This window comes from Lentzea sp. NPDC059081 (assembly GCF_042738015.1).
Lineage (GTDB): Bacteria > Actinomycetota > Actinomycetes > Mycobacteriales > Pseudonocardiaceae > Lentzea.
The window spans coordinates 38,708-51,929 of the sequence record NZ_JBHYGW010000014.1 but is presented as its reverse complement, the minus strand read 5'-3'; the positions used below and the strand labels follow the sequence as shown (position 1 = coordinate 51,929).

Below are 13,222 nucleotides of genomic sequence, written 5' to 3'. Positions count from 1 at the left end.
TGCCCCGTCTCGTCACCTCACGGCGGTGGCGAGCAGCTCAGGCGGACGTCGTGCTCGTGACCCACGTCCTCACTTCGCGACCTTCCCCTGGCGCGTTACGACGCGTCACCCTTCCGGCGCAGCGCCTCCAGCTCCTCGTCCGAGAACCCGTACGTCGTCACCACGGTCATCTTCCCGGCGCTGACCACCAGCAACCCCGGCCCCCACTCCTCCACCACGACACCGCGCTGGTTCGCCGACTCGAAGAACGGCTTGCCTGAAACTCCGAGATCGACCTCGGCGGGCCAGAACAACGTCCGCCGCTTCTCGCCGGGGTGGTACTCGTGCGCGAACTTCAGCTGGTGCAGGAACGTGATCCAGCCCTCGGTGATGTCGTCGTAGTAGTCGTCCCACTCCGGCGAGGTCCCCTTGGGCGCACGCGTGCACACGACCCGCGTCCCCTCCGGGACGGGAGTCAGCGCGAACGTGTCGTGGCCGTGGACGATCAGCGTGGTGCCGTCCTCCTCGACGTCGGTGAAGTAGATCTGGTCGATCTCCGCGTCGAGCTCAGGGATGTCCCAGCCGTGCCAGTGGCGGAGCTTCTCCCTGTCCCGGAACGACTGCCACACCTCGTCGACGGGTGCGGCCACGGTGATCTCGATCCGGACGCCTTCATCGCTCATCGGAGACTCCTGGGTGGCCCAACGCGACCACCCGGTACGGGCGGCCCGACTCGGTGTCGTACTTCAACGCGACCTGCCGCACCGCTTCGGCGAGGTCGCTGGTGAACTCGTGGACGTCGCCGGGCGCGCCGAAGCGGACCGTCGTCTCCACCGTGAACGTGAGCAAGCGCTTTCCCGCAGAGGCCGCCGCGCCGGACATGCGCTCGACGTCCGCCGCCACCCCGGAGGCCACGGAGACCAGGTGCGTCGCGGCGAACTGGTCCTGGACGCCGGCGTCGACCTCGCGGCCCGGCCGGGCGCGCAGCACCCGCTCCACGCAACCGCGCCTCTGGCGTTCCTCGACCAGCTCGACGAGGCCGGCCTGCTCCAGGGCTCTGACGTGGTAGTTCACCCGTTGCCGGGGCAGGTCGAGCACCGCCGCGAGCTGAGTCGCCGAGGCGGGCGACCTCAGCAGCTCCAGCAACGACCGGCGCAACGGGGACAGTTCCACGCGCAGCACGGTCGCATTTGACAAAACGATTTGTCAATACCGGAACGCGACCGGAAACAGGTAAGTTCGTTGACGGTTGCAACGAACCGCCCCACCCTGTGACCGGTGAGAACCCCCCTGCTGGTGGCAGCGTTGGCAGCAGCGGCGATCGTTCCTGTGTGGACGGTCGCGGCGCAGGCCGACGTCGTGCCCGGAACCGCTTATCAAGTGACGAACGTCGGCAGCGGAAAGTGCGTGGAGTCGCTGGGATCGGCCAACGGCGCACAGCTCCGCCAACAAGGATGCTCCGGCCAGACGTGGAAGTTCACGGCCACGAGCGACGGCTACTACACCGTCGGCGAAGGCGCCGTGTGGGACGTCTCGAACGTCTCCGCCGAGGACAACGCGGCGATCCACATGTGGCAGTCCTTCACCGCGAACAACCAGCAATGGCGCCCGGAACAGGTGGGCACCGACACCTACCGGTTCGTGAGCAGGCACAGCGGCAAGTGCCTCGACGTGCCCGCCGCGACCACCAACGACGTGCAGCTGGTCCAGTACACCTGCAACGGGACCAACGCGCAGTCGTTCAGGCTGAGCACGGTGACGCAGAACCCCGGTCAGCCGGACTTCGGCCCGAACGTGCTGGTCTTCGACCCGTCGATGTCCGCGAGCACCATCCAGGCGCGGCTGAACGACGTGTTCCGCCAGCAGGAGCAGGGCCAGTACGACGCCCGCCGCTACGCGATCATGTTCAAGCCGGGCAGCTACAACGTCGACGTCAACATCGGTTTCTTCACCCAGGTCCTCGGCCTGGGCATGCTGCCGGACGGCGTCACGATCAACGGCCAGGTGCACGTCGAGGCCGACTGGTTCCAGGGCAACGCGACGCACAACTTCTGGCGCGGCGCGGAGAACCTCGCGATCCGGCCCCCGAGCGGCACCAACACGTGGGCCGTCTCGCAGGCGTCCGCGATGCGCCGCACCAAGACCTACGGCAACATGCAGCTCGACGACAACGGCTGGTCGAGCGGTGGTTTCCTGGCCGACTCCGTGGTGACGGGCCAGGTCCGGTCGGGGTCGCAGCAGCAGTGGCTGTCGCGCAACACCGAGTGGGGCTCGTGGACCGGTGAGAACTGGAACATGGTGTTCGTCGGCGCACGCAACGCCCCGCAGAACACGTTCCCGGAGCCGCCCTACACGACGGTCGGGCAGACCCCGGTCGTGCGGGAGAAGCCGTTCCTGAACGTCGACGGCGGCGGCAACTACAACGTCTTCGTCCCGGCGCTGCGCTCCAGCTCGAGCGGCACCACGTGGGCGAGCGGCTCGCAGCAGGGCACGAACATCCCGCTGTCGCAGTTCTACATCGCCAAGCCCGGCACGAGCGCGGCGACGATGAACGCCCAGCTGGCGGCCGGCAAGCACCTGCTGCTCACGCCGGGCATCCACCAGGTCAGCGAGCCGATCCGGGTCACGCGCCCGGACACCGTCGTGATGGGCCTCGGTCTCGCGACCGTCATGCCCACCAACGGGAACATGGCGCTGGACGTGGCCGACGTGGACGGTGTGAAGATCGCCGGCCTGCTCGTCGACGCGGCCCCGACCAACTCGTCGCTGCTCGCGCAGATCGGCGCACCGGGCAGCAACGCCGACCACTCGGCCAACCCGACGTCCGTGCACGACTTCTACGTGCGCATCGGCGGTTCGGCCGTCGGGCGGGCGACGACCTCGTTGGTGGTCAACAGCCACAACGTGATCGGCGACCACCTCTGGCTGTGGCGCGGCGACCACTCGATCGGCGTCGGCTGGGACGTCAACACCGCGGACACCGGCCTGGTCGTGAACGGCAACAACGTGACGATGTACGGGCTCTTCGTCGAGCACTACCAGAAGTACCAGACCATCTGGAACGGCCAGGGCGGCCGGACGTACTTCTACCAGAACGAGATGCCGTACGAGGCGCCCAACCAGGCGGCGTGGATGAACGGCTCGACACGCGGCTACGCGGCGTACAAGGTCTCCAACAACGTCACGACGCACGAGGCGTGGGGCCTGGGCAGCTACATCTTCGCCAACGCCAACCCGAGCGTGGTGGCCGACCGGGCGTTCGAGGTGCCGAACACGCCGGGCGTGAAGTTCCACAGCATGGTGACGATCTCGTTGGGCGGCAAGGGAACCATCGAGAGGATCATCAACAGCTCCGGCGGGCGGGTGACGGCGGGGTCGACCGAGGCCTACCTCGCCAACTACCCGGGATGACGCACCGAGTTCCGCGGTAACGACCCCATCCCCGTGCTCCGGCCGAATAGACTGGAGCATGGGGATGTTCACCGAGCAAATGCGGCTCATCGAAGCCTTGAACCCGGTCTACACCGCGTTGACCGCGGTGTTCGACGTGCCCGACGAGGCGAGCGGGCCGCTCGCCGGGGTCCTGTTCTCGGTCAAGGCCGGCATCGACGTCGCGGGCGCCGCCACCACGCACGGGCTGAAGTCGTTGACCGGCAACGTGAAGCAGGCCGACGCACCGATCGTCGCGCGGCTGCGCGCGGCCGGGGCGACACCGGCCGGACACGCGAACATGCCGACCCTGAACGCCCGTGGCATGCACACCTGCAGTGAGCTGGCCGGACACACCATCAACCCGTGGGATCCCGCGAAGTCACCGGGCGGCAGCTCCGGCGGTGACGCGGTCGCGGTGGCGACGGGCATGGTGCGCCTGGGGATCGGCAACGACAGCGGCGGATCGCTGCGGCTGCCCGCGTTCCTGAACGGCGTGTGCGCCCTGAAGCCGAGCCACGGCCGCTATCCGCAGGGTGCCGTGCTCGGGCAACTCGACCCGGCGTACCCGACGCAGGTCATGACGGTCGAGGGCCCCATCGCCCGCACCGTCGCCGACCTGCGGATGGTGCACGAGGTGGTCTGCGGCGCCGATCCGGCCGACCCCCGCGCGGTCGCGGTGCCGGTGTCCGGACCGCCGGTCGCGGCGGTGGCCGGGTTCGTGCCGGGCGACCCCGTGGTCGAGGCGGCGGCCGCCAGGCTCGCCGCCGCCGGGTACGAGGTGGAACCGGTCGTCCTGCCGCGGCTGGACGAGGCGGCGGAGCTGGCCACGCGGATGATCACCACGCCGATCGCCCTCGGCTACGCGCAGTTCGCCGCGTTCGCCGGGGAGGAGGTGGCGCTGAACGTCCGTCACCTGCTGGAGGTGCGGCCGGGCCTGGACCTCGCGGAGTTCCTCGCCGCCACCGGCACGCGGCTCGCGATCCAGCGGGAGTGGGCCCTGGTGCTCGACCGCTACCCGGTGCTGCTCGGGCCCGTGTCCACCGTGCCGTCGTTCGAGCCGGACGAGGACCGGCGCGGCCCGGCCGCTCTCGCCGCGTACCTCGAAGCGACGAAGCTGTGCGAGGCGAGCAGTTTCGTCGGCGTGCCGGCGGTGGCGGTGCCGACAGGACTGCGCGACGGGCTGCCGACCGGCGTCCAGGTGCTCTCCCGGCCCTACCGGGAGGACCTGGCCCTGGACGCGACGGCGGTCCTGGAGGTCGCGCTCAGCCCAGCCGCTTCGGCCGGTTGATCTTCATCTCGTCCATGTCGGTGACCTTGGCCTTGAGGCCCTTGAAGTCGACGCCGAGCTCGTCGAGCGCGGTGGACGCGCGCCGCAGCCCGGCCTCGTCCGGTTTGTCCGCGGCCGTCAGGATCACCCGGTAGCTGAAGAAGTCGAGCTTCTCGTCGTAGGCGAGCGCGCCCTCCTCGGTGAAGCCGGCGTCGCGCAGGAAGTCGAACCCGGCGAGCCGCTGCTTCAACGACGCGCGCTGGTCGTCGGTGAGGTCGGCGAAGCGGCCGCGGACGAGTACTCGGTAGGTGTGTTCAGCCACGAGCGAAGATGGTCCCCGAACACCCGCGGCCCTGGCGAACGATTTCCGGGATGCGCGAGAATCATGATCCATGAACGCACAAGAGCTGGTCAGGCGCATCCGGACGGAGCTGCACCCCGGTGAGCACGACAACCTCGTGGTCAAGCTGATCGAGACGGGCGAGGCCCCGCGCGGCGTCATCGCCACGTTCGCGGCCGAGGAGAACCACATCGTGTCGTCGGACTGGCGGACGTTCCTGGCCCTCGCGGCGAAGGCGCAGGAGCCGAACGCGCGGGCGTTCTTCACGTTGCTCGCGGGCGGCGAGGAGCTCGTGCTGCCGATGCTGCAGCCGCTGGCCGAGGCCGCGGGCATGTCGGCGAAAGACTTCCAGGGGTACGAGCCGTTCCCCGGTTGTCAGTCCTACCCCGCCTACCAGGCGTGGATGGCGCTCAACGGCGAGCCGACCGACGTGATCCTCGCGATCCTGGCGAACTTCACGGCGTGGGGCGGCTATTGCGCGCGCATGGCCAAGGGCCTGCGCGAGCACTACGGGTTCGACGACGAGGCGTGCGCGTTCGTCGACTTCTTCGCCACTCCGGCGCCGCAGCTGGAGGAACGCGCGATCGCGGCGGTGCAGGCGGCGCTGGACGGCGGCTGGCAGCCGAAGCACGCGTGGCGCTACGGCCGCCTGCTGCAGGCGTACGAGCTGGAGTTCTGGTCCACGCTGGCGTGACGGGTGGGGGCGGCCCGCAAGCCGCCCCCACGACCGTTATCGGGGCAGATAAGCCCTGTGCGCCTTCGAGAACTCGTAGTTGTTGTACTTGTCCCAGTTGATCGACCACGTCATGAGGCCGCGCAGGTTCGGGTACACGCCCTTCGGCTTGTAGCTGCCGCACCGCGATCCCTTGGTGAGGCAGTCGAGCGCGGTCTGGACGTCCGCGACCGACGTGAACCCGTTGCCCGCGTACTGTGCGGCGGGCAGGCCGATCGCGACCTGTTCCTGCTTCAGCGGCGCGAAGAACTTCGACGCGTCGCCGCGCACCGGGAACCCGGCGAGCAGCATGTCGGTCATCGCGACGTGGAAGTCCGCGCCGCCCATGTTGTGGTACTGGTTGTCCAGGCCCATCACGGGTCCGGAGTTGTAGTCCTGCACGTGCAGCAACGTCAGGTCGTTGCGCATCGCCTCGATCACCGGCAGGTACGCGCCCGTGCGCGCGTCGCCGGTGCCCGTGCCGCCGTAGAACTGGTAGCCGACCTGCACGAAGAACGTCTCCGGTGCCATGGTGAGCACGAAGTTGGCTCCGTACTTCGCCTTCAGCGACCGCAGCGCCGAGATCAGGTTCACGACCACGGGCGTGGTCGGGTTCTTGAAGTCGAGGTCACCGGGGTTGAGCGAGAGCGAGTGGCCCTCAAAGTCGACGTCCAGGCCGTTCAGGCCGTACTTGTCGATGATCGCCGACACCGAGCGCACGAACGCGTCGCGCGCCGCCGTGGTCTCCAGCCGCACCTGGCCGTTCTGGCCGCCGATGGAGATGTTGACCTTCTTGCCCTTCTGCTGCTGGGCGCGGATGCCGGCGATGAACTCGGCCTCGGACTCGACGTTCGGGCACTCCGCGACCGGGCACTGGGCGAACCGCAGGTCACCGCTCGTCGCGCTGGTCGGCTCGGCGAACGACAGGTTGATGACGTCCCACTCGTCCGGCACGTCCTTCATGCGGATGTAGCCGGAGCCGTTGGCGAAGCTCGCGTGCAGGTAGCCGACGAGCACCTTGCGCGGCAGCGAGCCCGTGGGAGGCGGACCGGTCGTCGTCGTGGTCGTGGTGGTCGTCGTAGTGGTGGTGGTTGTCGTCGTGGTCGTCGTCGGCGACGTGCCGCCACCGGTGCAGGCCGAGCCGTTGATCGTGCAGTTCGCCGGGTCGGCGGTGCCGGAGGCGTTGAAGCCGAACCACACGCTGGCGCCCGGCGCGACGGTGCCGTTGTACTCGCGGTTGGTGAACGCGTTGTGGTTGCCGCTCTTGGTCAGCAACGAGTCCCAGTAGGCGCCCACGGACGTCGAGGACGGGTAGTCGAACTCGAGCTTCCACGAGCTGATGGCCGCGCTGGTCTCGTTCTTGATCGTGACCGTCGCGGTGTACCCGGTGTCCCAGGACTGCTTGGAGAACGTCGCCGTGACACCGGCGGCGTTGGCAGGGGCGAGGCTCACGATCACGGTGCCGAGCACCAGTGCGGCCACCGCGGATATTCGAGCGAACAACATCATGGCTGCTCCATCCCACGCTTGGCGGCCGGCAGGGGGTCCTTGTCGGAATTGGACTAGACCATCAACCCGTTAGTCAAGGTCCTAGACTGACCGTCCGTGCCCCACGCTCGCGCCGCCGACGGAACCAGGCTCTTCTACTCGGTGGAGGGTGCGGGCCCGCCCCTGCTGCTGGTCGCCGGCCAGGCGAACTCCTCCCGCTGGTGGTCACAGGTCCGGCCGGAGCTCTCGAGGACGTTCAGCACGATCGTCACGGACCACCGCGGTACCGGTTCCAGCGACAAACCGGACGTCCCGTACAGCACCGGGATGTTCGCGGCCGACTGCGTCGCGATCCTCGACGACGCCGGCATCGGCAGGGCCCACGTCTACGGCACGTCGATGGGCGGCCGGATCGCGCAGTGGGTCGCGGCCTCGCACCCCGAGCGCGTCGACCGGCTGGTGCTCGGCTGCACCTCCCCCGGCGGCCCGCACGCGATCGAACGCAGTGCCGAGGTGCGCAGGTCGCTGGCGCAGGTCGACGCGATGAAGGCCCGCCGGGCCCTCGAAGCCCTGATGTACACCCCGGCCTACCGCGGGCCGTTCAACACCCTCGGCGACCCGGACATGCCGCCCTACGCGCGCAAGCGGCACCTGTTCGCGAGCGGCGAGCACAACGCGTGGGACGTGCTGCCGTCGATCACGGCGCCGACGCTGGTGGTGCACGGCACCGACGACATCTTCAACCCCACGGCCAACGCCCCGCTCATCACCGAACGGATTCCCGGCGCGCGCATGCACCTGATCGAGGGAGCTCGACACGGTTACTTCGAGGAGTTCCGCGACGTGGCGACACCCCTGGTGGCGGACTTCCTCAGCTCGTGACCCACCGCAGCCCGCGCATCAACGCGTGGCCCGCGACCCGCACGCCGGTGGCCTCCGCGATCGGCAGGTAGGGCAGCCGCAACGGCATCCGCGCCCACACCGGCAGCGTGGCGACGGCCGTGGCGCTCAAGATCGCGTACGGCCCGCGCGCCAGCACCGGCAACGGCGCCCTGACCAGCAGGAACCTCGCCGCCTCCCGCGCCTCGGCCGTCCCGCGCAGCTCCGGCCGGTAGGCGCCCAGCCGCGCTTCGAGCTCGGCGGTCGTGCGCGGCGGGTCCGGGATGCCCATCGCGTCGGCGATCACCGCCATGTCTGCCACGTACCCGTCGTAGTCGTCGAGCGGCTCGTCGCCGTAGCGCTGGTGGCAGCGCAGGAAGCTGTCGACCTCGGCCACGTGCACCCACGCCAGCAGGTGCGGATCGGCGGCGCGGTACGAGCGGCCATCGGGCGCGGTGCCGTGGATGTGCTCGTGCACCTGTGCGAGCCGTTCGATCGTCTTGCGCGCGTGCTCGGCCGTGCCGTACGTGGTGGTGCCGATGAACAGGCTCGTGCGCTGCAACCGCCCCCACGGGTCCGTGCGGTAGTCGGAGTGCTGCGCGACCGCCGCCATCGCCAACGGGTGCAACGACTGCAACAGCAACGCCCGCAGCCCGCCGATGAACATCGCGTGGTCCGCGTGCACGTGCCGGATCGGTCTGTCGTCGGCGAACATGCGCTCACCGGGCGTCTCGTGGATCCGCCGCGCGTGCCTCGCGCGGTCCGGACCCGCGACCCGCTCGAAGAGACTCTCGCTCAGCTGTCGTCGCAGTGCCTCCAGCATCACTCCATCATGCGCGCCGGCAGCTGAGAACCGCACGGCGCGGCTCACAGGTCCCAGCGGACCCGGTCGGACAGGAAGGCCCAGCGGGCGGGCGTGGTGAACGCCCCGGTGTTCTCCGGCCGCACCCCCGCGGAGGCGCAGCAGTACGCGACGCCGTTCCCGAAGTAGAGGTGGGTCAGGAGCACCTCCGCGGTGCCGAGGCCCTGGCCGGGGAGGCCACCGGGATCCAGAGCCTGGTCCACGGGCACACCGTCGCGGTGGACACGGCCCCGGTAACCGTTCGTGGGACTGTCGTGCAGGGCTTGGACGGTCGTGCCCACCGACAGCGGAAGGGTGACCGCCGGCAGCCAGGCCGCGCAGGACCAGGGCTGCACCACGACGCACCCGCCCGGCACGTCGGTGATGCCGACCGCGACCTCGGTGTCGTCACCGAACGGCTCGTTCCACCAGTCCAGGGGATCGGGAACCTCGGCCGACGGCACCACGTCGGCCTCCAACCGCCGCACGGCCTCGTCGGAGTCGATGCCCGCGACGCACGCGAAGCTGAAGAAGCCGAACTCCGGGTACCCGTCCAGGGCCGCGACGAGCCGGTCCCGTTCGACGATCGCCGCCTGCTCCTCGGCGGTGAGCACCTCGCCGGTGGGGATCGGGTGGTCCGTCGCCAGGCTGAGCCGGGCAGGCGACCAGCCGGACATCATCGGCCGCGCCGGGTCCGCACCCGCCGCGAGCAGGAGGTCCACGCTCTCGTACTTGCGCGCGAACACGGCCTGCCACAACGGCGTGCGGTCGTCGAAGAGGACGTCGACGTCGTCGGCCTGCGAGATCAGCGCCGCGACCTCGCTGGTCGTGCCGAACAGGACAGCGTGGTGCAACTCGTTGAACTCCCCCATGAGCACGGCACCCTATCGAGGCTCACGACACCTGCACGGCCTGGTCGGCCACGAGCGTGCCGTCGCGCAGCCACCAGCGGGTCAGCGAGGCCCCGCTCGGGCAGCAGTTCGCGTCGCTCGGCCGGTACCAGAGCTCCTTCACCGTGATCACGCCCTTCTCGAACCGGGGGTCGGTCAGCAGCGGCACGTGCGTCGCGTCGTCGCGCATCGTCGTCGTGGCGATCTCCCCGACCAGCTCGAGCTTCCCGCCGGCCGACCGCACGACCACGAACCCGAACGCGAGCTCGCTCGACGCCGTGCCGCCGCCGTTGTCGCAGCCGACGTCGAGCGCGGCCTCGTCTCTGCCGTCGGCGTCGATGTCGCCGTAGCGCACGTAGTTGTCGGTGCTGAGCCACAGTCCGACCTCGCCCCACGTCGTGGAGGTGGCGTTCGCCTTGCCGTCCGCGAACTCGACGGGGTCGTCGACGCCGCAGAACGCCGCCGGGATCCGCACCCGCAGCCAGTCGACCTGCCGCAGGTCGTCCGGTGCGTCGCCGAGCGGTGGCCGACCGGCGGACGTGGGCGCGCTCGTGACGGCGGTGGTGTCGCCGGCTTGCGCCGGGTCGGAGATCTTCGGGCCGATCGACGGCTCACCGCAGGCCGTCAACAGCAACACAAGCAGGAGAACACGTCTCACGATGGTGTCCCTTCACGCGCAGGGCGGGTCGTAAGGGATGTCAGGAAGGTACTGCCGCCACACGGTTTCCGGAATGGCCGGCGAGTCCGCGCAGAGCCGCGCCAGCAACCTCGGCGTCTCGATGTTCCAGAGGGTGGTGCGGATGCCGTCCGCCGCGCCGAACAGGCTGCCGTCCGGGCTGAACGCGATCGCGGCCTCGTCGTAGAGCCTGCCCGAGGTCAGCAGGCTGACGCCGAGCGGCCGGGCCGGGTCGCGGAACTCCCAGATGGTCACCTCGCCCGAGGTGTCCGCGCTGGCGAGCGTGTGGCCGTCGGGGTGCAGCACCAGGTTCTGGACGCTGCCGAGGTGGGCGGCGACCCGCGCGACGGGCGTGCCGTCCACCCGCCACACGGCGATCGACCCGCCCTTCGTCCCCGCGACGACGTAGCCGTCGCCGGGACCGAACAGCACGGCGTCGACCGGGTCGTCCTTCGTGTCGATCGCGAGGACCTGGCGGGGCTGCCGGGGATCGCCGACGTCCCAGAGCAGCACCGACTCGCCGGTCGGGCCCGCGGTGACCACCCGGCGGCCGTCCGGGTCGAACGAGATGCCGTTGCGCGTGAACCCGGTGCCCGGCAAGGCGGCCGCCCGCACCACCTCGTCGCCCCGGCGCTCCCACAGCACGGCGCCGTCCCCGATCGACGTCGTGCCCACCAGCCGGCCGTCCGGGCTGAACACCACCCGTTCCGCGCCCTCGACCTGCTTGCCGGCGGGCGACGCTGCGCTGCCGGGGTCCATGAGCACGACCGGCAGCCCGACCGCGAGCCTGGTGCCGTCGGGGCTGAACGCGACGGGCTGCCGGACGACGTTGTAGGTGCGCAGCGTGCGGACGGTGCGCGGGGCGGCGGGGTCGCTCAGGTCGTACAGCACCGTCGGCCGTCCCGTCGCGAGCTGCCGGTTCGCCCCGAACGCCAGCTCGTTGCCGCCCGTGGGCAGCACCGCCAGCGCGGACGACCTGGCCGCCGCGAGGACGTTCCACAACCGCAGCACGGGCTGCTCCGGTGCGCCGTCGTGGCTCGCGGACACGAGCATCCGCGAGTCGGCGCGGAACGCGAGCGCGGACACCTCGCCGATGTGGCCGGTCAACGCGGGCGTCGCCCTGGGTCTGACCACGTCGACCACGTCCCAGAGGCTGATCCTGCCGACGATGTCGCCGACGGCCAGCATCGTGCCGTCGGGAGAGAACGCGATCGACCGGACGTGCTGCTCCGCACCGGTGAGCACGCTGTACAGCTCGCCGCTCGCCGTGTTCCACAGCTGCACGGCCTCGTCACCGGTGGTGACCGCGAGCACCGCGCCCCGCGGGGAGAACCGCAGCTCGGCGACGGCGGCGCCCCGCACCGCGAACGAGGCGCGCCGCACGGGGGCCGAGGAGAGGTCCCACAGCTCGACGACGTTGCCCGCCTGGCCCAGGGCGAGCGTGCCACCGTCCGCGCTGAGCGCCGACGTGCCGCGGCTGGCCGAGACGACCGCGATCTCCTTCGGTGCCAGCGGGTCCGCGAGGTCGAGGACCAGCCCGCCCGCGGCGAGGACCGGCTTTCCCGGCGCGAACGCCAGCGAGCTCGCGCCGCCCTGCCGCACGTGCCTGCGGCTCGGGTCGGTGATGTCGACGACCTCGATCGTCTTGTCGCCGCTCACGACGACGTACTTGCCGTCAGGGTGGAACGCCACGTCGAAACCCCGCTCTCCCAGGCGGATCGTCTTCCGTTCGGTGGTGCCGTCGTAGACCACCACCTCGTTCTCCCGCAACGCCGCGAACGTCTCGCCGTTCGGCGCGAAAGCCAGCGCGGTCACGTTCTGCCCCGTCGGCACCACGCGCGGGATCGACGGGCTCTCCACCAACGCGCCCAGCACCTCGGCGGTCGGCGACATCCGGTAGGCCTGGGCGAGCAGCTGACGGGCGATGCCCGGCCGGGTGTCGCGGATGGCCGCGGCCTGCGCGACGAGCTGCCGCGAGGTGGCCACGAGCGTCTGCTGCTGCGCCCGGTCGCTCTGCTGCTCGGACCGGACCGCGAAGATCACGGCCGCGACCAGCAGCACGGCGAGCACGGAGATCGTGGCGGTGACGGTTCGCCTGGTGCGGCGGCGTTCCCGCAGGTGGTGGCCGATCAGCTCGGGCTTCTCCACACCGTCGAGCGGCGCGACGACGTCGGCGAGCACCGACTCCCACTGCGGGTTGCGGGCGTCCAGCTCGACGTCGCGGAGGTCACGCAGGTCGACGCACCGCGGCTCGGGAATGCCGTGCAACGCCTCCGGCAGCGCCGTGGTGCGCGCGAGGTCGAGAACCCCGTTGTCCCACACCGCTTCTCCATCGGTGAGCAACACGAACAGGCTGCGGCGGTCGCGGTTCTCGAGCCACCACGCCACTTCCTTCGCGACCCAGCGCGAGCTCGCGGACGCCGGCGAGGCGAGCAGCAGGAAGTGCTCCGCCCTGCTCAGCCCGTCGAGGATCGCCCCGGTGAGGTCGGACTCGGCCGCCAGCACGGAGTTGTCGAGGAAGACGCGCCGCGCCCTCGTGCGGTACCAGGGTTTGGCGAACCTCTCGATGCCCTCCTGCAGGGACGGGCCCAGGGTGTGGTCCGCCGCGTGGCTGTAGGAGATGAACGCGGCGTACGTCTTCGCATCCGGCACATTGCCCCCCTCCGCTGTACGGGTGAACACCCGCTCGTCGCCTCGGAACACCGCTCGGCCGAGGCA

Annotated in this window: 12 protein-coding genes; 4 read left to right on the top strand and 8 right to left on the bottom strand. The window is 70.4% G+C overall.

Annotated elements, in window-relative coordinates:
* Positions 1 to 95: 95 nt before the first annotated feature.
* Positions 96 to 662, bottom strand: coding sequence for an SRPBCC domain-containing protein (locus ACFWV3_RS27680; RefSeq protein WP_382415167.1), 567 nt, complete (start codon positions 660 to 662; stop codon positions 96 to 98).
* A complete protein-coding gene (locus ACFWV3_RS27675; RefSeq protein WP_382415166.1) occupies positions 652 to 1,161 on the bottom strand; it encodes a helix-turn-helix domain-containing protein in 510 nt (169 codons plus the stop codon). The genes ACFWV3_RS27680 and ACFWV3_RS27675 overlap by 11 nt, the downstream gene beginning before the upstream one ends.
* A 96-nt stretch (positions 1,162 to 1,257) precedes the next feature.
* On the opposite strand from ACFWV3_RS27675, the gene ACFWV3_RS27670 reads away from it, so the two are divergent.
* Positions 1,258 to 3,390 carry an RICIN domain-containing protein gene (locus ACFWV3_RS27670; protein WP_382415164.1) on the top strand — a complete coding sequence of 711 codons (2,133 nt, stop codon included), beginning with the start codon at positions 1,258 to 1,260 and terminating at the stop codon, positions 3,388 to 3,390.
* 64 nt (positions 3,391 to 3,454) lie between these two features.
* A complete protein-coding gene (locus ACFWV3_RS27665) occupies positions 3,455 to 4,699 on the top strand; it encodes an amidase family protein (RefSeq protein ID WP_382415162.1) in 1,245 nt (414 codons plus the stop codon).
* Here the strand turns inward: ACFWV3_RS27665 and ACFWV3_RS27660 are convergent.
* Positions 4,674 to 5,000, bottom strand: coding sequence for a DUF6204 family protein (locus tag ACFWV3_RS27660; RefSeq protein WP_382415160.1), 327 nt, complete (start codon positions 4,998 to 5,000; stop codon positions 4,674 to 4,676). The genes ACFWV3_RS27665 and ACFWV3_RS27660 overlap by 26 nt on opposite strands.
* A 70-nt stretch (positions 5,001 to 5,070) precedes the next feature.
* Between ACFWV3_RS27660 and ACFWV3_RS27655 the strand changes: the two genes are divergently transcribed.
* Complete coding sequence (locus ACFWV3_RS27655) at positions 5,071 to 5,712, top strand: transcriptional regulator (protein WP_382415158.1); 642 nt, start codon at positions 5,071 to 5,073, stop codon at positions 5,710 to 5,712.
* Positions 5,713 to 5,748: 36 nt separating this feature from the next.
* On the opposite strand, the gene ACFWV3_RS27650 is transcribed toward ACFWV3_RS27655, so the two are convergent.
* Positions 5,749 to 7,239 carry a chitinase gene (locus ACFWV3_RS27650; RefSeq protein WP_382415156.1) on the bottom strand — a complete coding sequence of 497 codons (1,491 nt, stop codon included), beginning with the start codon at positions 7,237 to 7,239 and terminating at the stop codon, positions 5,749 to 5,751.
* A 96-nt stretch (positions 7,240 to 7,335) separates the two neighbouring features.
* Here ACFWV3_RS27650 and ACFWV3_RS27645 point away from each other — a divergent pair, with 96 nt between their 5' ends.
* Entirely contained in the window at positions 7,336 to 8,100 is a 765-nt protein-coding gene (locus ACFWV3_RS27645; RefSeq protein ID WP_382415154.1) for an alpha/beta fold hydrolase, read from the top strand.
* Here ACFWV3_RS27645 and ACFWV3_RS27640 read toward each other — a convergent pair.
* Genes ACFWV3_RS27640 through ACFWV3_RS27625 form a run of 4 tightly spaced genes read right to left on the bottom strand, consistent with a single transcriptional unit; the run spans position 8,090 to position 13,156 of the window.
* A complete protein-coding gene (locus tag ACFWV3_RS27640) occupies positions 8,090 to 8,920 on the bottom strand; it encodes an oxygenase MpaB family protein (protein ID WP_382415153.1) in 831 nt (276 codons plus the stop codon). The two genes, ACFWV3_RS27645 and ACFWV3_RS27640, sit on opposite strands and share 11 nt — an antisense overlap.
* A 44-nt stretch (positions 8,921 to 8,964) precedes the next feature.
* The gene (locus ACFWV3_RS27635) at positions 8,965 to 9,810 is read right to left on the bottom strand and encodes a hypothetical protein (RefSeq protein WP_382415151.1); all 846 of its coding nucleotides are present in this window, start codon (positions 9,808 to 9,810) and stop codon (positions 8,965 to 8,967) included.
* Between the two features lie 22 nt (positions 9,811 to 9,832).
* Entirely contained in the window at positions 9,833 to 10,486 is a 654-nt protein-coding gene (locus ACFWV3_RS27630; RefSeq protein WP_382415149.1) for a hypothetical protein, read from the bottom strand.
* A 12-nt stretch (positions 10,487 to 10,498) separates the two neighbouring features.
* Complete coding sequence (locus ACFWV3_RS27625) at positions 10,499 to 13,156, bottom strand: hypothetical protein (protein ID WP_382415147.1); 2,658 nt, start codon at positions 13,154 to 13,156, stop codon at positions 10,499 to 10,501.
* Between the last annotated feature and the right edge of the window lie 66 nt (positions 13,157 to 13,222).